The sequence below is a fragment of the Agreia sp. Leaf283 genome (assembly GCF_001422485.1).
Lineage (GTDB): Bacteria > Actinomycetota > Actinomycetes > Actinomycetales > Microbacteriaceae > Agreia.
Genome location: NZ_LMNF01000004.1, coordinates 178,593 through 198,306 on the forward strand (window position 1 = coordinate 178,593; position 19,714 = coordinate 198,306).

Genomic DNA, 19,714 nt, shown 5'->3' on the forward strand with positions numbered 1-19,714 from the left:
GCGCCGCACGCGGTAGCGTCATGCGTATGCCCCTCAGCGACGCCCCCGTTCCGCCGTATGACGGACCCCGCGGCATCCTGCACGCCGATCGTCACGAGGTCGCGGCCCGCCTGTTCGTCGCCACATTCCTGAAGCAGAAGGCGTCGCGGTTGCCCCGGGTCGACGTCGAGATCCCGGGCCTGTCGGGCCTGCAGGGCGAGTTGGCCGAGCTCGGCGGCTATTCGGTGGGGTCGTTCACCCTGTTCGCGAACAAGCAGCCGTGGGCCATCACCACCCAGCTGGCCCTCGAGTGCGTGCTGATCTGGGAGAGGGCATCGATCGCCGCCCGCTACGGAGACAAGATCGTCGTGCTGGAGCCGGGCATGCGCATCCTCGTCTCCAGCGAGCCGTCGGCCGCCGCCGACCGGGCGATCGCACGGGTTCGGCCGGCAGAATGAGCGGCACGAGCGACCTGGGCAGCTCCCGGGACTTCTCGGGGTTCTCGCACCGGGCCGGCGTGCGGGCAGCCGTGGTGCTCGCCATCTTCGTCGTCGTGTTCACGGTCACGGGTGTCGTCGGGTCGTGGATCTTCGCGCCCGCCGTCGGCTGGATCGCCGCGGCGGGCACCTTCACGATCTGGGTCTGGATCTCGGTGCTCCGCTTCGGTGCGGCCGACACCGCCGCCCATGCGAGCCGGGAAGATCCGTCGCAGAGCATGGCGCAGACGCTGCTGATCCTCGCCAGCATCGCCAGCTTCGGCGCGATCGCCCTTCTCCTGGTCGAGGCGGGAAAGCTGGGAACGAGCGCGACGCTCGGGCTGATCGTCACGGCGCTCGCGACACTGGCCGCATCGTGGTGGCTCGTGCACACGATCTACACGCTGCGGTACGCGGGCTTCTACTACCGCGCGGGCGGCACGGGCATCGAGTTCAACCAGAAGGAGCCGCCCCGTTACCTCGACTTCGCGTATTTCGCCTTCACCCTGGGAATGACGTTCCAGGTCTCCGACACGACCATCACGTCGTCTGTGCTGCGGGCCGAAGCACTGCGCCACGCGCTGCTGTCTTTTCTACTCGGCGTCGTCGTGGTGGCCTCGACGATCAACCTCGTGTCGAGCCTGCTGCACTAGCCGTGCTGCGAGCGGGCGCCGGCCCGGTCGACTCGCGCTCGATCAGGGCCGGCAACGACTGCGGGAGCTCGGTGGCGCGGTCGCCGTCGATGCGCGACAGCAGTGTGCTGAGCATGTCGCGGCCGATCCGTTCGAAGTCCTGGCGCACCGTGGTGAGGGGCGGCGTGACATATGCCGCTTCGGGAATGTCATCGAAACCGATGACGCTCATGTCGCGAGGAACCGCGAGACCGCGTTCGTTGAGCGCGTGGATCAGGCCGATCGACATCTGATCGTTCGACGCGAAGATGGCCGTGAGGCCCGTCAGGTCGCTCGATACGCCGAATCGGTGGCCGGATGACGGGGTCCAGTCGCCGACGCCGATCACCCTGGCAGACAGGTCGTTGGCCCCCAGCTCGTCGCGCCACCCGCGCTCGCGCTCGCGGGCGTCGACCGAGTCGGCCGGTCCGGCGAGGTGGGCGATGCCGCGGTGGCCCAGCTCGATCAGGCGCTTGACCGCGGTGCGGGCGCCGGAGTACTGGTCGGCGCCGACGGTGGCGAGCCCCGCGTGGGCCGTGGCCTCGAGAGCCACCAGGGGAATGGTGAGCTCCATGCCCGCGACGACGTCGACCGAGCCCTCGTGGCCGGAGATCACCGCGATGCCCTCGACGTTCTGGCGCAGGAACGCCTCGACGGCACCGCGGATGGAGCCGGGGTCGCTGTCGGTCATGTTCGCGGTGAAGACCGACCAGCGGGCGTCCCTGGCCGCCGCGTTGAAGTACAGAACGGTCGACGACGGGCCGAATTCTGGGCCGCCCGTGGCGATGAGCCCGATGGTGCGCGACCGTCTCGTGACGAGTGCCCGCGCCGCCGGCGAGGGCACGTAGCGCAGCTTCTTGATGGCCTCCTCGACCCGGACCCGAGTGGAGGAGCGCACGTTGGGCAGGTCGTTGACCACGCGAGAAACAGTCTGGTGCGATACGCCTGCGAGTCGTGCCACATCGAAGATCGTCGCTTGGCGCGGCGTCTCTTCCGTCACGTGTTCCACCCTATCCAGCGACGCGCCCGTGCTCGTGTCGTGCCTCGAACACTAGTCGACCAGAGAGCGCGATCAGTCATCGTCGCCATCCGTCGAGTTCTCCGCGATGATCGTGAGCAGCCGCTCGACCGACAGGTCGTGGTTCTCGAGGTCTCCGACCTTGCGTTTGTCGCGCAGAATGGCGATGCGGTGACTGATGCGCAGCACCTCTTCGAGTTCCGCCGAGATGAACACCACCGAGAGCCCGTTGTCTGCGAGATCGGAGACGAGGCTCTGGATCTCTGCCTTCGCGCCGACGTCGATTCCGCGGGTGGGCTCGTCGAGCACGAGCAGCCGCGGGGCGATCGCGAGCCACCGGGCGAGGAGCACCTTCTGCTGGTTGCCTCCCGACAGGGTGCGCATCAGCGCGTCGGGGTCGGCGGGCCGGATGTTCATGGCCTGGATGTAGCTCGCGGCCAGGTCGTCCTGCCGTCGGCGGGGGATGCGCCGGAACCAGCCCATGTCGGCCTGCAGGGCGAGGGCGATGTTGTCGCGCACCGACAGCTCGCCGATGATCCCCTCCGTGCGCCGGTTCTCGGACGCGTACGCGATGCGGTTCTTCAGCGCCCTGCGCGGGTTGGCGAGTTTCTCGGCATGCCCGTCGATGAGCGTCTCGCCGCTGTCGGCGCGGTCGATGCCCGCCAGCAGTCGTGCGAGCTCGGTGCGCCCCGAGCCGAGGAGGCCCGCGATGCCCACGACCTCGCCTTCGTAGACGCGCAGGTCGAAGGCCTCGATCGCCCCCCGGCGGCCGAGCCCGATGGCGCTGATGAGGGGCTCCTCGCCGGAGAGACCCTCCTCGACCGTGCTGCTGCTGGTGTGCTCCTGGATGTTCGCCAGCGCGGGAAGGTTGCGGCCGACCATCTTCTGCACGAGGTCGATGCGCAGCAGGTCGTGGGTGAGGTACTCGCCGACCAGCCGTCCGTCGCGCAGCACCGTGAGTCTGTCGGAGATCTCGTAGACCTGATCGAGGAAGTGCGAGATGAAGAGAATGGCGACGCCCGACTCCTTGAGGCCCGCGATGATGCGGAACAGCTCGGTCACCTCGTCGTTGTCGAGGCTCGACGTGGGCTCGTCGAGCACCAGCACGCGCGCTTCGACGTAGACGGCGCGCGCGATGGCGATGAGCTGCTGGATCGCGGGGGAGTGGTCGGCGAGCATCGAGCGGGGGTCGACGTCGAGCCGCATCGTCGCCAGCAGCTCGCTGGTGCGCGCGTGCGCCTCGCGCCAGTCGATGCCTCCGAACCTGGTGCGCGGCTCGCGCCCGAGCATCACGTTCTCGGTCACCGACAGGTTCGGCAGGAGATTGACCTCCTGGTAGACCGTGCTGATGCCCGCCCGTTGCGCGGCTGCGGGAGTGCTGAACGACACCGGTCGGCCGTCCATCTCGATGGTTCCGCCATCGATGGGCTGCACACCCGTGAGGGCCTTGATCAGCGTGCTCTTGCCGGCGCCGTTCTCGCCCATGAGCGAGTGGACCTCGCCCGCGAAGAGGCGGAAGTCGACTCCGTCGAGAGCTTTCGTTGCGGTGAACGCGACCGAGACGTCGGTGAAGCGGATGACGGGCGCATCCACGGTCATCGTCGCCTCCCGCGAGGAGCCGTCATGGGGAACCTCCTCGTTCGTGCACGCGAGGACGCGTGCTCCCTGAGGGAATGTTAGGGCTCACATTTACCGCGCACAAGTCGATGGCCGGGATCGTGCCGTCACCCGCGTGTGCCCGGCATACGTTGCCGATTCGTTACCTGAGTCGACGCAATCGTCGCTTGACAGGATGTTCACCGCGCGGATATTGTCTCGACCAAGCAAACTGTGAGCGCTAACAACTCTTCACCAACTGCCGCCGGATCTCAGGGACGAGATGACACGATCCCCTGCAGGACCGCCCGGCCGAAGCAATTGTTAGCCCTCACAACCCGGCCCACGCATCAACCACGGTTCACATTCACTCCGGAGGCGCACGACAGTCGCCGCCGGGTCTCAAGGAGGAGATCAATGTTCAAGACACCTCGATTCAGGTCCATCGCAGGCTTCGCTCTGGTGGGGGCAGTCGCCCTCGGCCTCGGCGCCTGCTCGGCAGGCGGCGGCGGCGACGACGCATCGGGCGATGGGGGAGACCTCACGACCATCGGTTTCGTCGCGGTCGGCCCCGAGGGCGGATGGCGCACGGCGAACGAGAAGAACATCCAGGACTCGTTCTCGGAGGAGAACGGCTTCGAGCTCAAGTACGCCCCGGCCACCAACGGCGACCAGAACTCGCAGATCACCGCGTTCACGTCGTTCATCGATGAGGACGTCGACGCCATCCTGCTGTCGGCCACCGAGGCCACCGGCTGGGAGAGCATCCTCGAACGCGCCAAGGAGGCCGAGATCCCCGTCGTGCTGCTCGACCGCGGCATCGAGCCGAACGACACCGAGCTCTACACCAGCCACATCGCGCCCGACAACGTCGGCATCAGCGCCTCGGCCGCCGAGTGGGCGAACGAGCAGTTCCCCGACGGAGCCAACTACGTCGTCCTCGAAGGACCTCCCGGACTGTCGGTCGTGAACGACCGCAACAAGGGATGGGACGAGACGGTCGATTCGAAGCTCACCAAGCTCGAGAGCCAGTCGGCCAACTGGTCGACCGAAGAGGCGAAGAGCGTCTTCGAGACGATCCTCAAGGCCAACAACAACGACGTCCAGCTCGTGTTCGCACAGAACGACGAGATGGGCCTCGGCGCCGCCCTGGCCGTCGAAGAGGCGGGCCTGAAGCCCGGCACCGACGTCAAGATCATCACGATCGACGGCACCAAGGCCGCCCTCGAGGCGCTTGCGGCAGGTCGACTCAGCTTCGTGGCCGAGTACAACCCGCTGTTCGGCGACACCGCGATCGACGTCGTGAACAAGGCCATCGCCGGCGACAAGGTCGAGTCCGACATCGTCGTTCCGAGCGTGACCTTCGACTCGCCCGAGGCCGCGACCACCGCGCTGCCCGACCGCCAGTACTGATTCACCCCGCTCCTTCGGTTCCCCGGGCCTCGCGGCTCGGGGAACCGAACGGGCTCTCGCGTGGGAGAATCCACGCGACTCAATGACGAGGCCGGCACCCCGGCAGAACGAGCAGGCAGACATGGCAGCGACAGAGCCGATCGTCGAGATGACAGACATCTCGATCGAGTTCCCTGGCGTCAAAGCCCTCCAGAACGTGCAGCTCAGGCTGTACCCGGGAGAGGTGCACACCCTCATGGGTGAGAACGGTGCGGGCAAATCGACCCTCATCAAGGCACTGACCGGCGTCTACAAGATCGACTCCGGCAGCATCCGGGTCTCGGGCGGCCCCCGACAGTTCTCGGGAACCGCAGACGCCCAGAGCGCCGGCATCTCGACCGTCTACCAAGAGGTCAACCTCTGCGACAATCTCACCGTCGGCGAGAACGTGATGCTCGGCAACGAGATCCGCGGCGCCTTCGGAATCAACTGGAAGAAGACCCACGAGGCCGCCCACGAGGCGCTCGTCGGTCTCGGCCTCGGCGACCTCGACCCGCGCCAGCCCCTCTCGAGCATCTCGCTCGCGCTGCAGCAGCTCGTCGCCATCAGCCGTGCGATGGTCGCCAAGTCGAAGGTTCTCATCCTCGACGAGCCCACCTCGAGCCTCGACGCCAACGAGGTCGAAGGCCTCTTCACGGTGATGCGTCGCCTGCGCGACCAAGGCGTCGCCATCCTCTTCGTCTCCCACTTCCTCGACCAGGTCTATGCGATCAGCGATCGCCTCACCGTGCTGCGCAACGGCGAGTTCGTGGGGGAGCACCTCACCCGCGACCTGGGCCGCAGCCAGCTGATCTCGCTGATGATCGGCAAGGACTTCGAGACCCTCGCATCGCTCGGCTCGAACAGACGGCGGGATGCGCGGGAAAGCGGTGAGCAGCCCTTCTACAGCGCCGCGGGCCTCGGCCGAAAGGGTTCGATCGAACCCGTCGACATCGCCGTGTACCCGGGCGAGGTCGTCGGCCTCGCCGGACTCCTCGGCTCCGGCCGCACCGAACTCGGCCGTCTGATGTACGGCGCCGACCGTCCTGATACGGGCGAGGTGACTATCGGAGGCAAGAGCACCGAGGTGCACAGCCCTGTGACCGGGCTCGCCACCAAGATCGCGTTCTCGACCGAGAACCGTCGCGACGAAGGCATCGTCGGCGACCTCACCGTGCGCGAGAACCTCATCCTGGCCGTCCAGGCCCGCCGCGGCTGGGCCCGGCCGCTTTCGAAGCGCGAGCAGAAGGAGCTGTGCGACAAGTACCTCGTCGAGCTCAACGTGCGCCCGAGCGACCCGGAGCGTCCCATCAAGAACCTGTCCGGCGGCAACCAGCAGAAGGTGCTGCTCGGGCGCTGGCTCGCCACGAAGCCCGAACTGCTCATCCTCGACGAGCCGACCCGCGGCATCGACATCGGCGCGAAGGCAGAGATCCAGGAGGCCATCGCGACACTCGCCGAAGACGGCATGTCGGTCGTCTTCATCTCGTCGGAGCTCGAAGAGGTCGTGCGACTCAGCGAAAGAATCGTGGTTCTGAAAGACCACCGCAAGATCGGAGAGATCATCAACGGTCCAGACATCACCGCCGACACGATCGTCGACCTGATCGCATCGGATGGCGCAGAGGCGCAGGGTGTCGAGGCCTTCGAGCCCGAGCCCGAGCCCGCCGCGTTCGCCGCCGAGGGGAGCACCAACTGATGTCGAACACCTCATCGGGCGCGGCCTCGTTCCTCAAGACCAGCGTCAAGCAGCCCTATATCTGGGCCATCGCGGCCCTCGTGCTGCTGCTCATCATCAACCTCATCAAGGACCCGAGCTACCTCGGCATCTCGGTGAACGCCGTCACCGGAGACCTCTCGGGAAACCTCATCGACATCCTGCGTGCCAGTGCGCCGATCATGATGATCGCCGTGGGCATGACCCTGGTGATCGCCACGAGAGGCATCGACCTCTCGGTCGGATCTGTCATGGCCGTCTCCGGCGCCGTGTCGATGGAGTTCATGCACGATGCCGGCGACGGATCGCTCGGATCCGCGCTCATGGCCATCGCGCTCGCCCTCGGCATCAGCGCCTTCCTCGGCCTGATCAACGGAGTGCTCGTCTCGATCGTCGGGCTGCAGCCCTTCATCACCACGCTGATCATGATGCTGGCCGGTCGAGGACTGGCCAAGGTCATCACCTCCGGTCAGAACACCTCGGCCAGCAACGAGTTCTTCCGCTGGATCGCCAATGGAACCGTCCTCGGCTTTCCCGTCGTCTTCATCATCGGGGCGGTGATCGTGGCCCTCGTGGCCCTGCTGGTGCGCCGCAGCGCACTCGGGCTCATGATCGAATCGATCGGCATCAACCCCAAGGCGGCGCGCATGGCCGGCATCCGACCGGTCGGCCTGCTGATCTTCGTCTACATCCTGAGCGGTGTACTCGCCGGCGTCGCGGGAATTTTCAGCACCGCCAGCGTCATGACCGTCGAGGTGGCCAAGACCGGCTTCTCCTCCGAGATGGATGCGATCCTCGCGGTGGTCATCGGCGGCACCTCGCTGGCCGGTGGCAAGTTCTCGCTCACGGGCAGTGTGATCGGCGCCCTGCTGATCGCCACGCTCGACAAGACCATCGTGTTCCTCGCCATCCCCTCGTCGGCGACCCCCGCATTCAAGGCCATCGTCATCGTGGCGATCTGCCTCCTGCAATCGCAGCGGGTTCGCGCACTCTTCAGCCAGCGTCGTGCGAGAACCAGCACGCCACGAAAGGAGGCGGTGTCGGCATGACCTCCGTCATCGAACGCCCGAGCGCGCCGCAGAGCCCGCACACCCCGTCGCTCGTGAGCCGCCTCAAGCCGAACCTCGAGACGCTGCCCACGCTGGCCGCCATCGTGATCTTCGTCGGCATGATCATCTACGGCGAGATCGCCTACGGCCGCATCCTGCAGTTCAGCACGCTGTCGAACCTGTTCATCAACAACGCCTACCTGATCATCCTGGCGGTCGGACTCACCTTCGTGATCCTCACCGGCGGAGTCGACCTCTCGGTCGGCGCGATCATCGCCATCAGCAGCCTCGTCGGGGTGATGCTCGCGAACGCCGGATGGAATCCGTTCGTCGTGATCGTGCTGATGATCCTCATCGGCTCGGCCTTCGGAGCCGCCTCGGGAATCCTGATCCAGTACTTCAACGTGCAACCGTTCATCGCGACGCTCGCGATGATGTTCCTGGCCCGGGGACTCGCATCGATGCTGAGCACCACGCCCGAGCGCCTGGCCGACGAGTCGCCCATCCGCGCCCTGTCGACGGAGATCAAGGTGGTCGACGGTCCGAAGATCAACGACCTCGTCACCACGCCGAACGTGATCATCGCAGCGCTCGTGGTGATCGTGGCCTTCTACGTGCTGCACAAGACTCGCTTCGGCCGCACCGTCTATGCGATCGGCGGCTCCGAGCAGTCGGCCACGCTGATGGGCCTGCCGGTCGTGCGCACCAAGCTCGCGATCTACATCATCAGCGGCACCCTCGCGGGCCTCGCAGCCGTCGTCTACACATCGAAGCTCGGCATCGCCCAGAACATCACGGGCGTCGGCTGGGAGCTCGACGCGATCGCCGCGGTCATCATCGGAGGAACCCTGCTCACGGGTGGCGCCGGCTTCGTACTCGGCTCGGTCATCGGCGCCCTCGTGCTCGGCCTGATGAACGTGCTGATCACCCGCGACGGCAGCATCCCGCCCGAGGCCACGACCATCATCACAGGCGCGATCCTGCTCGTGTTCGTCCTTCTGCAGAGGCTCGTCGTCTCGCGTAAACGCAAGACCTGATCTCGATACGCCCGCTCGTTCCTCGCGGGCTACTCGATCGACGCACGACCGCATCACACTTCCACCCGTCAATGAAGCCGACCCTGGAGTTTTCGCGCCATGAAACGACCCCTGCTCACGAGATCGCTGGTGGCCGCGACGGCCTTCGCCCTCGCCGTCCCCCTGCTCAGCGCCACCCCCGCGCTCGCGGCCGATGACAGTCTTGTGCTCTCGTACGCGCTCGATGAGGCAGACGGCACCGTCGCCGTCGACTCATCTGGCAACGGCCTCGACGGAACCGTGGTGGGCGGAGCGACACACGCCGGCAGCGCGGGTCTCGTGCTCGACGGAGTCGACGACCACGTCGCGCTTCCGGGCAACGTGCTGGCCGGCCTCGACTCGATCACCGTCAGCACGCAGGTGCTCGTGCGTCCCGAACAGGCCTCGCCATACTTCGTCTTCGGCCTGGGCAACCCCGCGAGCAGCAACACGGGCACCGGATACCTGTTCGTGACCGGCAATGCCTATCGCGCCGGCATCACGACGGGCAACTGGAGCGGTGAGCAGGTCGTCACCTCCAACGCCGACCTGGAACGTGGCAGCTGGAAGACCCTGACCTACACGCTCGACGACGCCACCGACACGGCGCGGCTCTACCTCGACGGCGCAGAGGTCGCGGTGAAGACCGGCGTCACGGTCAAGCCGAAGGACCTGGGCGGCGGCGTGACGAGCGCCAACTACATCGGCCGCTCGAACTACGCGAGCGACCGCTACCTCGCCGGCAGCGTGCGCGACTTCCGCATCTACAGCACCGCCCTCGGTGCGACCGAGGTGGCCGCTCTCCAGCCCGCCGACGCCGATCGCGCGCTTCGCGACGCCGACGCGCTCGATCTCGGCGACCTGAGCGCCGTCACGAGCAACCTGACCCTGCCGACGACGGGAGTCAACGGCTCGACGATCGCCTGGGCATCCGATTCGCCCGCCGTGATCTCGACCACAGGCGTCGTGACGCGGCCCGCTGCAGGCGAGAGCCCCGCCGCCGTGAGCCTCATCGCCACCATCACGCGCGGCACCGCGACCGAGATCCGCACGTTCTCGGCGACGGTCGCGCCGCTGCCCTCCGACCAGGCCGATGTGGATGCCGCCGCTGCGGCTCTCGAGATCGCCGGCCTCGACGACGTGCGCGGCAATCTGACGCTGCCCACGGCATCCAACGGCGTTGCGACGGCCTGGTCGTCGTCGAACCCGGCCGTCGTCTCGAACGACGGAGTCGTGCTGCGCCAGGCATCCGAGACGACCGTCGTGCTCACGGCGACGCTCACGAAGGGCGCCGCGACCGCGAGCCGCGAGTTCACGGCGCAGGTGCGTGCAGCCGCCCCGGCAGCCGAGTACGAGGGCTACGCCTTCGCCTACTTCACCGGCAACTCCCTCGCCGGCGAGAACATCTTCTTCGCGGCCAGCGAGGGCAACAACGCGCTCGACTGGCGCGAGCTCAACGGCGGACAGCCGGTGCTCACGTCGAGCCAGGGCACCAAGGGTCTGCGCGACCCGTTCCTCATCCGCTCTCCCGAGGGCGACACCTTCTATCTGATCGCCACAGACCTCTCGATCGGCAGCGGAACCTCGTGGGGCGACTCCGTGCGCACGGGAAGCAAGTACCTCGAGGTGTGGGAGTCGAACGACCTGAAGGCCTGGTCGCCGCAGCGCCACATCAAGGTCGCACCAGAGAACGCGGGCATGACCTGGGCGCCCGAGGCGTACTACGACGACACGATCGGCTCGTACGTGGTGTTCTGGGCGTCGGCTCTCTACGGCGACGACGACCCAGGACACACGGGCAACTCGTACCACCGCATGATGTACGCCACGACGCGCGACTTCGTGACCTTCACGCCAGCGCAGGTCTGGCAGGACCAGGGCGTGTCGCGCATCGACTCGACCGTTCTGAAAGAAGACGGCACGTACTACCGCTTCACGAAGGACGAGGGAGCGGGCGGCACCGGCTGCGCCGACATCATCCAGGAGAAGTCGACCGAGCTGCGCGCGACCCTCGAGTCGTGGAGCATGGTGGACAGCTGCATCGGACAGAAGGCGGGCACCAGCGCGGTCGAGGGACCGACGGCGTTCAAGGCCAACCCTGGTGACATCAACGGCGAGAAGTTCTATCTCTTCGTCGACGAGTACGGCGGACGCGGCTACATTCCCCTCGAGACCGACGACATCGCGAACCCCGACTGGGAGGTGGCGCCGAACTACGACCTTCCGGCCAGCCCGCGCCACGGCACGGTCATCCCGATCACCGCGGCCGAGCTCGAGAGCCTCGGCAGCGGACCGACGCCTGCCCCGGTCAACGAGGACGGCGAGATCCTGCGCTACGACTTCGAGGATGCCTCGGGCTCGGTCGTCAGCGACGTCACGGGCAACGGCCAGGACGGCACCATCAGCGGGGGAGCGACGTGGGCGGACGGCTCACTGACCTTCGATGGCAGCGACGACTACGTCGACCTGCCCGACAACCTGCTCGCCGGCGTCACCGACGTGACGGTCGAGGCGGATGTCTGGATCGACTCTGCGCAATCGGGCGCCTACTTCATCTACGGCCTGGGCAACACGATCTCGGGAGCCGGAAACGGCTACCTGTTCACGTCGGGCAACGGGTACCGCACCAGCATCGCCACGGGCAACTGGACGACGGAGCAGACCGTCTCGCAGGGCTCCAACCTGCCACGCGGACAGTGGGCGCACCTCGTCTACACGCTGAAGGGCGACACCGCCACGATCTACCTCGACGGCGTCGCCGTCGGCACGGCGACGGTCACGACGGATCCGGGAGACATCGGCGGCGGCATCACCACCGCGAACTACCTCGGCCGCTCGAACTACGACGCCGACAACACCTTCCGCGGCAAGTACCGCGAGTTCGCGATCTACGACCGGGCTCTCTCGGCCGACGAGGTGCTGTCGCAGTCCGGCAACGTCGGAGCGCTCGCGGGGGTTACTCTCGCAGAGGCCGACGCCCTGAAGATCGCGCCCATCGTGAACAACACCACGCACGAGGTCACGTTCCCGGTGAAGCCGGGCACAGACCTGACGGCGCTGACGCCGGTCTTCACGACCGCGGCCGGAGTCGTCGCGAGCCCGGCATCCGGAACCACCAGCGACCTGAGCGCCCCGCTCACGGTGACCCTCACGCCGAACGGCGGGGGAGCGGCGACGACCTGGACCCTGAAGGCCGTCGAGATGGGCAGCCCGAGCATCCCGGGGCTCTACGCCGACCCGAACGTGGTGGCCTACGGTGACAGCTACTACGTCTACGCCACCTCAGACGGCTACCCCGGCTGGAGCGGCAAGGAGTTCTACGTCTGGTCGTCGAAGAACCTCGTCGACTGGGAGCGCTCGGCAGAGCCCATCCTGACCCTCGACGGCGCGAACGGAAATGTTCCGTGGGCCATCGGCAACGCGTGGGCGCCGACGATCGCCGAGAAGGATGGAAAGTTCTACTTCTACTTCAGCGGTCACAACGCCGCCCTCGACCGCAAGACGATCGGCGTCGCGGTCGCGGACAGCCCCGAGGGGCCGTTCGTGGCGCAGCCCGAGGCGATGATCCTCAATAACGAGGCCGTCACATCCGGCCAGGCGATCGACCCGGCGACCTTCACCGACCCGGCCACCGGCAAGAACTACCTGTTCTGGGGCAACGGTTCGCCGGTCTACGCCGAGCTCAGCGACGACATGCTGTCGATCAAGCAGGAGACGCTGAAGCGCATCGACGGTCTGACCGACTTCCGCGAGGGCTCGTTCGTGAACTACCGCGACGGTCTGTACCACCTGACCTATTCGATCGACGACACCGGAAGCGAGAACTACCGCGTCGGCTATGCGACAGCGACCAGCATCGATGGACCGTGGACCTACCGCGGGGTCATCCTGCAGAAGGACCCGTCGCAGGGCATCCTCGCCACCGGGCACAGCTCGATCCTGAACGTGCCGGGAACCGACGACTGGTACATCGTCTACCACCGCTTCGCGATGCCGGGCGGCGACGGCCAGCACCGCGAGACGACGATCGACAAGCTGACCTTCGACGCGGAGACCGGCCTCATCAACACGGTGACGCCGACCCTCACCAGCGTCGAGCCCCAGACCATCGTCGATCCCCAACCCCTGACGGTCGAGATCACGGGAACCGCTCGCGAGAACGAGACCCTGACCGCATCGGTGCCCGAGCCCTGGGCAGCGACCTCCGTGCAGTGGACTCGAGACGGCGAGGACATCGACGGCGCGACGGCGGCGAGCTACCTGCTCACTGCATCGGATGTCGGTGCCACGATCGGCGCGTCGGTGACGGCTGAGAAGCCGCTCTGGGATCCCGCCTCGGCCGTCGCGTCGGTCGGACCGGTGCTTGCCGCCGGCGGGGGCCCGGTCGACCCGGGCTCGCCTCCCGTAGGGAACCCCGGAACGACTCCGGGAACCGGCCTCGACCCCGCGGCGCCGACTCTGGCCGGCACGCCGGGTGGTGCGCTCGCCAGCACCGGGCTCGCCGTCGGCTGGCCGATCGCGGCCGGGGCCCTGCTCCTCGCAGCGGGACTGCTGCTGGTCATGCGCCGCCGCCGCAGGTCCGTCTCGTAACCCCGATCACCCCCGTTCCCTGAGCTTGTCGAAGGGCTGAGCTTGTCGAAGGGCTGAGCTGGTCGAAGGGCCGAGGCCGCCCTTCGACAGGCTCAGGGAACGCACCGATCACCGAAACCATTGACAACCCACATCGGAGTGAGTTCATGCTGAAATCCCGAATTGCCCTGGTGACCGCGTTCGCGGTGGCCTTCGGCACCCTGCTGGCCGTGCCACAGGCATCCGCCGCCGAAGGCGACCTGCTCGTGCACTACGACTTCAGCGCCGTATCGGGCACGACCGTGCCCGACGCGTCGCCGAACGGAAACGACGGCGTCATCAAGGGAACGGGCGCCACCGTCGACGGCGCCGAGCTGACCCTCCCCGGAGGGGGGAGCGGCAGCAATGCCGCCTACGTCGAGCTGCCCACCGGGCTCTTCGACGGGCGTGACACGCTCACGATCTCGACGTGGCTGCGCAACGAGAAGGCCTCGGGCAACTACGCGGCCATGTTCTTCGGATCGGCGAACAACCCGCCGTCGCAGTACTGGCTGCTCAACCCGAAGAACCCGGGCGGACTGTTCAAGTCGGTCATCACCAACGGCAGCAACCCGGGCGCCCCGTGGGGCACGGAGGCGGGCATCTCCCCGACCAACGCGGCCAACGGCATCGCCGGACCGACGACATCCAGCGCCTGGGGCCTGTACACCACGGTCATCGAGCCCACGCGCATCACCGGCTACTTCGACGGCAAGAAGATCGGCTCGGTGCCCACCAGTCGAACGGTCAGCCAGTTCGGCTCGAACCTCGTGTCGTACATCGGCAAGTCGTCGTATGCCGACGACTTCTACAAGGGCGGCGTGCGCGACGTGAAGGTGTGGACGTCGGCACTCGGCGACGCGGAGATCGCGGGCGAGTACTACTCGTGGGCCGACGAGGCCACGGTGCAGGCCGCGCTCGAGGCCGACGCCGACGCGCTCGCGCCCGGCTCGGGAGCCGTCACCACCGACCGCGACCTCGTCGCGACGGGAGCCAACGGGTCGACCGTGGCCTGGGCATCCGATCGCCCGGACGTGATCGCGAATGACGGCACCGTGACCCGGCCCACCGCGGGCGGCGACGTGCCCGTCACCCTCACGGCCACGCTCGAGCTGGCCGGCCGCACCACCACGCGCACCTTCGATCTCACCGTGCTCGCCGACACCCCGCAGAACAACCTGCAGGTGGCCGTCGACGGCTACGACCTCGCGATCAGCCACGTCACCGACGACCTCGTGCTGCGCACGGCGATCGGCGACGTGACGGTGGCCTGGGCCTCATCGGATGCGGGCACGATCGCGAACGACGGCTCGGTCACCCGGCCGGCCGCCGAGAAGCAGGTCACCCTCACGGCGACGTTCACCCTCGACGGCCAGACCGCGACCCGCGACTTCGCCGTCACCGTGCTGGCCGCGGATGCCGGCCGGATCGGCTCGTACATCGTCGACGGCGACACCACGCGCACCGATGTGCTGCACCTCGCTGCGTCGTCGTCGCCATCTGCCGGTGGTGACTTCGAGGCCCTGAACAACGGGCGCGGCGTGCTCTACCCGTCTCTCGGCTCGGTGAAGTTCGGGCCGCCCGTAACGCTGCGCGCACCCGACGGAACCTTCCGTCTCGTCTCGATCGAGAACGGTTCGGGTTCGAGACTGTACGTCTACGACTCGGCAGACCTCACCTCGTTCACGAACGAGCGACTGGTGTCGTTCGTGCCCGACGGCGTGACCGCGACCGCGGTCTCCGCCCGGTACGACAACGGCATCGGCGCCTATCGCGTGGCCTACACCGGCCAGGGCGGAGCACGCTTCGAGGTGACGACGGCCGACTTCGCGAGCTTCAGCACGCCGGTGGCCGGTGGCGACGCCGCTCCTGCCGAGACCGGCGATCTTCCTGCCGGCGCATCGGGCGCATCCAGCCTCGGCGTGACGGAGGCCGAGTACTCCCGCATCGTCGAGAAGTTCAGCCGCGTCGTGAACACCGGGGTGCAGTCGTTCGACGACGTAACGGTCGACGAGGGCGAGGCTCCGGTGCTTCCCGAGACCGCGACGGTCGAGTACTCGAGCGGCGACACCTCGTCGATGCCCGTCGAGTGGGATGCCGACGACCTCGCGGCCCTCGAGGCAGCAGGGCCGGGCACGTACACGGTCGACGGAACGGTGACGCGACCGACGTTCCCCGACCCGCTCGTCGAGCGCCGGGCAGACCCCGACGTGACCCTCGGCGATGACGGCTGGTACTACTTCACCGGCTCGTACCCGATGACCCGCGCCGACGACCCCAACGGCTACGACCGCGTCGTGCTGCGCCGGGCGCAGACGATCCCGGGCCTGAAGACCGCGCCCGAGACCACGATCTGGCACGAAAACACCGATCCCACCCTGAACCGCTATATCTGGGCTCCCGAGCTCACGAAGATCGGCGACGACTGGTACATCCTGTTCACCGCCGGCCGCACCAGCGGCTTCGACATCCGACCGGCGATGCTCAAGTTCACCGGCGACGAGTTCGGCGGAGACGCCGCCCTCGACCCTGCGAACTGGACGAGCCTGGGCTACGTCAAGGCGGCAGCCGGTGACGCCTCGGCGTTCACGAGCTTCTCGCTCGACATGACCCACTTCGAAGAGGCCGGCAAGCACTACGTGGTCTGGGCCGAGAAGCCCGCCATCGGATCGACGCTGCGCATGGCCGAGATCGACCCGGCCACCCCGAACCAGCTGATCTCGCAGTCGATCCTGCTCTCGGCGCCGACCCTGGCGTGGGAGAAGAACAACGGCGACTCCATCGACGAGGGTCCGGCCGTGATCAAGAAGAACGGCAAGATCATCATCGCCTTTTCGGCGGCGACAGTCGACGACAAGTACTGCGTGGGCGTGCTCACCGCGGATGCTGCGGCCGATCTGATGGATCCGGCCTCCTGGGCGAAGAACCCCTACCCGCTGCTGACGACCGACGACGTTCCCGGACAGGTGGGCCCCGGCCACAACTCGTTCACCGTCGACGAATACGGCAACCCCGTGATCGTGTACCACTCGCGCACCGTGAACGACTCGTCGAACCCGGGCGAGGCGACGGATGCCGGCCTGTTCGACCCGCGCAGGCACGCCCGCGCCGCCCTGGTGCACTTCACCAGCGAAGGCCTGCCCGTGTTCGCGATGACGGCCGACGAGGAGCTCGCCCCCGAGAACGCCGCGGTGCAGGTGCGCGTTGTCGTCGAAGGCGAGGATGTCGATCCGGGTACGCCGCCGACGACGACGCCGGGTACGTCGACGCCGGGGATTCCGACACCGGGCGGTGCGGTGACTCCCGGCACCGGCACCGGCTCGGGTTCGGGCTCGACCAACGCCGACGGCAGCCTGAGCAGCACCGGATCCGGTGCGGCCGGCTTCCTGGCCGGCGGGCTGCTGCTCGCCCTCGTCGGCATCGTGCTGGTCATCGCACGCCGCCGCACACGCACACTCGCATCGAAATAAGACACAACAGGACAACGGGGGAGAACGATGAGGTTTTCGACAATGAAGGCGGCCGGAGTAATGGCCGCGATGGGAGTGCTGGCGTCGACACTGCTCGTCACTGCACCGGCGAGCGCCGCCGCGCCCGGTGACGGGCTGATCGGGGAGTACCTCTTCACCCAGACCACGGGCAACGCCGTGCCGAACACCGCCACCGGTGCCGGCTCGGTCGCCGGCGCCACCGTGGTGAACGGCACCGACGCGCAGTGGACAGGGAACTCCCTCGTCTTTACCGGCGGAGCGAAGAACAGCGCCGCCAACTGGGTCGAGCTGCCCGACGGCATCCTCGCCGGAAAGACCTCGGCCACGATCACGACCGAGGCCAAGATCGATGAGTCGATGAAGACCGCCAACCACTTTCTGTGGAACATCGGCAACGACACGAACGCCGCCTACTGGTTCGCCACGGCCCGGGACACCACGCGCACCGCGATCACCACCACCTCCGGCGGCGGCGAGGTGAACGCCCGGGCCACCAGCGCGCTCGACGCGAACCGCTGGTACAGCCTGACCTCGGTGATCGACGGCGCATCCGGAACCATCACCTACTACGTCGACGGAACCCGGGTCGGCCAGGCCGACACCGCGCTGACCCCCGCATCCATCACCGACCAGTCGCTCAACACCATCGGCCGATCGCCGTGGCCCGACCCCTTCTACAAGGGCGAGGTCGCCGCGTTCCGGGTCTACGACCGCGCGCTGACCGCTGACGAGGTCGACGCCGTCTCAGACGAGGATGCCCTCGCCCACGCCGACAGCATCGGCGCGGCCGCGCAGGCGCTCGTCGACGGTATAGAACCGGTGACGATCGACGACAGCTCGCTCGTGCTTCCCGCATCCGGGGGATCCGTGAGCTGGGCGTCGAACACAGCCGGCATCGCGATCGCAGCCGACGGTGTGACCGCGACAGCCGTGCAGCCGGCCGCCGGCGAACCAGCCCTCACCGGAACTCTCACCGCCACCGCGACGGTGCGCGGCATCACAGCATCGAAGGAGATCGCCGTGACCGTCACTCCGCTGGCCGCCCAGACCGACGACTACGGCTACCTGATGGTGCACTTCATCGAGGACTCGGCCGGGTACGCCGAGAAGATCTACCTCGACGTATCGCGCGGGGACAACCCCGAGCAGTGGGACCCGCTGAACGGCGGCGTGCCGATCCTCGCCTCCGACCTCGGAACCACGGGCATCCGCGACCCGTACCTCACCTACAACCCCGAGACCCAGACGTACTTCATCATCGCCACCGACCTGCGGGTCTTCGGCGGAGACAGCGGCTCGGGCACCTGCACCACCTGGTGCTACTGGACAAAGAACGCCAGCACCAAGCTCAACATCTGGGAGTCGAAGGACCTCGTGACCTGGGGCGACCTGCGCCAGATCGACATGGCCGCCGACGCTTCGGGCAACACCGTCGCGCAGCTCGGAATGGCATGGGCTCCCGAGGCCACCTGGGTCGATGACTACTACCCCGATGGCCGTGGCGCCTTCGTCGTCTACTGGGCGTCGAACGTCTTTCCCGCGGATGACACGGAGCACAACACCGCGACGTACAACCGCGTGCTCTGGGGAGCGACCACCGACTTCACGCAGGGCAGCTACTCCTACGGAGGAGACTTCGTGAACACCGGCGGCAACGCGATCGACACCACGATGATCCAGAACGACGGCACGACGTACCGCATCACGAAGGACAACTCCTTCGGCAACGGCATCTACATGGAGTCGACCGCGGCCGCCCGCTGGTGGGAGCCCGGAACGACCTGGACGACCCTGCAGACGACGATCGGTGCGGTCTGGGCCGGCGGCAACGCGGGCGGAGTCGAAGGCCCCGCGGTCTTCAAGAGCCACAGCGACGACACGTGGTACCTCTACGTCGACGTCATTCCCTCCACCGGCTACCGCCCGATGGTGACGAACGATCTGGATGCCGGGTGGACGCAGTTGACGTCGGCCGGTTTCGAGATGGCCCCGAGTACGAAGCACGGCGGCATCATCTCGCTGACCAAGGCCCAGTACGACACGGTGCGGGCAGCGGATGCGACGTCGGCGGTCACGACGGACCTCGGCATCGCGTCGGTCGCGCAGGGCGTGACGGCGGATGCGGTCACCGCCGCGCTGCCTGCCACGGCCTCGGTGAACCTGGCGTATGCGCGCGGTGTCGCGGAGTTGCCCGTGGACTGGGATCTCAGCGGCGTCGACACCTCGGTCGCCGGCGACTACTCCGTCACCGGAACGGTGCGCTCGATCGGCGCGAACCTCAACGACTGGGTCGGAGCCGACGGGTCGACCGCGTGGAACGCGGCCGGCAAGCAGCTGTCGAGCTCGACCGCGATCCGGGTGACTGCCACGGTGCGGGTCGCTCCGGGAGAGGTCGTCGTTCCGCCTGTCGACCCGGGGACAGGTCAGCCGGGAACGGGCCAGCCGGGAACGGCCGGACCCGGCGCATCCACCCCGGCGGCGCCCGCCGCCGCCGAACGGCTCGCGGCCACGGGATTCGGCGCATCCGGAATCGCGACGCTCGCGGCCTTGCTGCTGGCGGCCGGAGCCGCTGTGCTCATCCGCCGGCGATCCGCCTGACCTCTCCTCTCCCAACCTCGAACCG

The 19,714-nt window shown here is 67.6% G+C and carries 11 protein-coding genes; 9 read left to right on the top strand and 2 right to left on the bottom strand.

Annotated elements, in window-relative coordinates:
• Window positions 1-26: 26 nt before the first annotated feature.
• Together ASF51_RS16970 and ASF51_RS16975 are read left to right on the top strand one after the other, a co-directional pair.
• The gene (locus tag ASF51_RS16970; protein ID WP_157412205.1) at window positions 27-437 is read left to right on the top strand and encodes a hypothetical protein; all 411 of its coding nucleotides are present in this window, start codon (window positions 27-29) and stop codon (window positions 435-437) included.
• Entirely contained in the window at window positions 434-1,108 is a 675-nt protein-coding gene (locus tag ASF51_RS16975; protein ID WP_082480516.1) for a DUF1345 domain-containing protein, read from the top strand. Before ASF51_RS16970 ends, ASF51_RS16975 begins: the two co-directional genes overlap by 4 nt.
• On the opposite strand, the gene ASF51_RS16980 is transcribed toward ASF51_RS16975, so the two are convergent.
• Together ASF51_RS16980 and ASF51_RS16985 are read right to left on the bottom strand one after the other, a co-directional pair.
• Window positions 1,080-2,126 (bottom strand): LacI family DNA-binding transcriptional regulator, encoded by a 1,047-nt coding sequence (locus ASF51_RS16980; RefSeq protein ID WP_055932742.1) that lies wholly within the window; start codon window positions 2,124-2,126, stop codon window positions 1,080-1,082. The two genes, ASF51_RS16975 and ASF51_RS16980, sit on opposite strands and share 29 nt — an antisense overlap.
• Window positions 2,127-2,198: 72 nt before the next feature.
• The gene (locus ASF51_RS16985; protein WP_055932745.1) at window positions 2,199-3,743 is read right to left on the bottom strand and encodes a sugar ABC transporter ATP-binding protein; all 1,545 of its coding nucleotides are present in this window, start codon (window positions 3,741-3,743) and stop codon (window positions 2,199-2,201) included.
• A gap of 414 nt (window positions 3,744-4,157) precedes the next feature.
• On the opposite strand from ASF51_RS16985, the gene ASF51_RS16990 reads away from it, so the two are divergent.
• The 7 genes from ASF51_RS16990 (at window position 4,158) to ASF51_RS18855 (ending at window position 19,689) form a co-directional block, all read left to right on the top strand.
• Window positions 4,158-5,153, top strand: a complete 996-nt coding sequence (locus tag ASF51_RS16990) for an ABC transporter substrate-binding protein (protein WP_055932749.1) — start codon at window positions 4,158-4,160, stop codon at window positions 5,151-5,153.
• 121 nt (window positions 5,154-5,274) lie between these two features.
• Window positions 5,275-6,870 (top strand): sugar ABC transporter ATP-binding protein, encoded by a 1,596-nt coding sequence (locus ASF51_RS16995; protein ID WP_082480610.1) that lies wholly within the window; start codon window positions 5,275-5,277, stop codon window positions 6,868-6,870.
• Window positions 6,870-7,937 carry an ABC transporter permease gene (locus ASF51_RS17000; RefSeq protein ID WP_055932752.1) on the top strand — a complete coding sequence of 356 codons (1,068 nt, stop codon included), beginning with the start codon at window positions 6,870-6,872 and terminating at the stop codon, window positions 7,935-7,937. Before ASF51_RS16995 ends, ASF51_RS17000 begins: the two co-directional genes overlap by 1 nt.
• On the top strand, window positions 7,934-8,974 hold the full coding sequence (locus ASF51_RS17005) for an ABC transporter permease (protein WP_082480523.1): 1,041 nt from the start codon (window positions 7,934-7,936) through the stop codon (window positions 8,972-8,974). Before ASF51_RS17000 ends, ASF51_RS17005 begins: the two co-directional genes overlap by 4 nt.
• Before the next feature lie 99 nt (window positions 8,975-9,073).
• Window positions 9,074-13,582, top strand: a complete 4,509-nt coding sequence (locus tag ASF51_RS17010; protein ID WP_055932755.1) for a family 43 glycosylhydrolase — start codon at window positions 9,074-9,076, stop codon at window positions 13,580-13,582.
• Between the two features lie 146 nt (window positions 13,583-13,728).
• Entirely contained in the window at window positions 13,729-17,070 is a 3,342-nt protein-coding gene (locus ASF51_RS17015; protein WP_055932759.1) for an immunoglobulin-like domain-containing protein, read from the top strand.
• A gap of 60 nt (window positions 17,071-17,130) precedes the next feature.
• Window positions 17,131-19,689, top strand: a complete 2,559-nt coding sequence (locus ASF51_RS18855) for a LamG-like jellyroll fold domain-containing protein (protein ID WP_162236972.1) — start codon at window positions 17,131-17,133, stop codon at window positions 19,687-19,689.
• Window positions 19,690-19,714 lie beyond the last annotated feature (25 nt).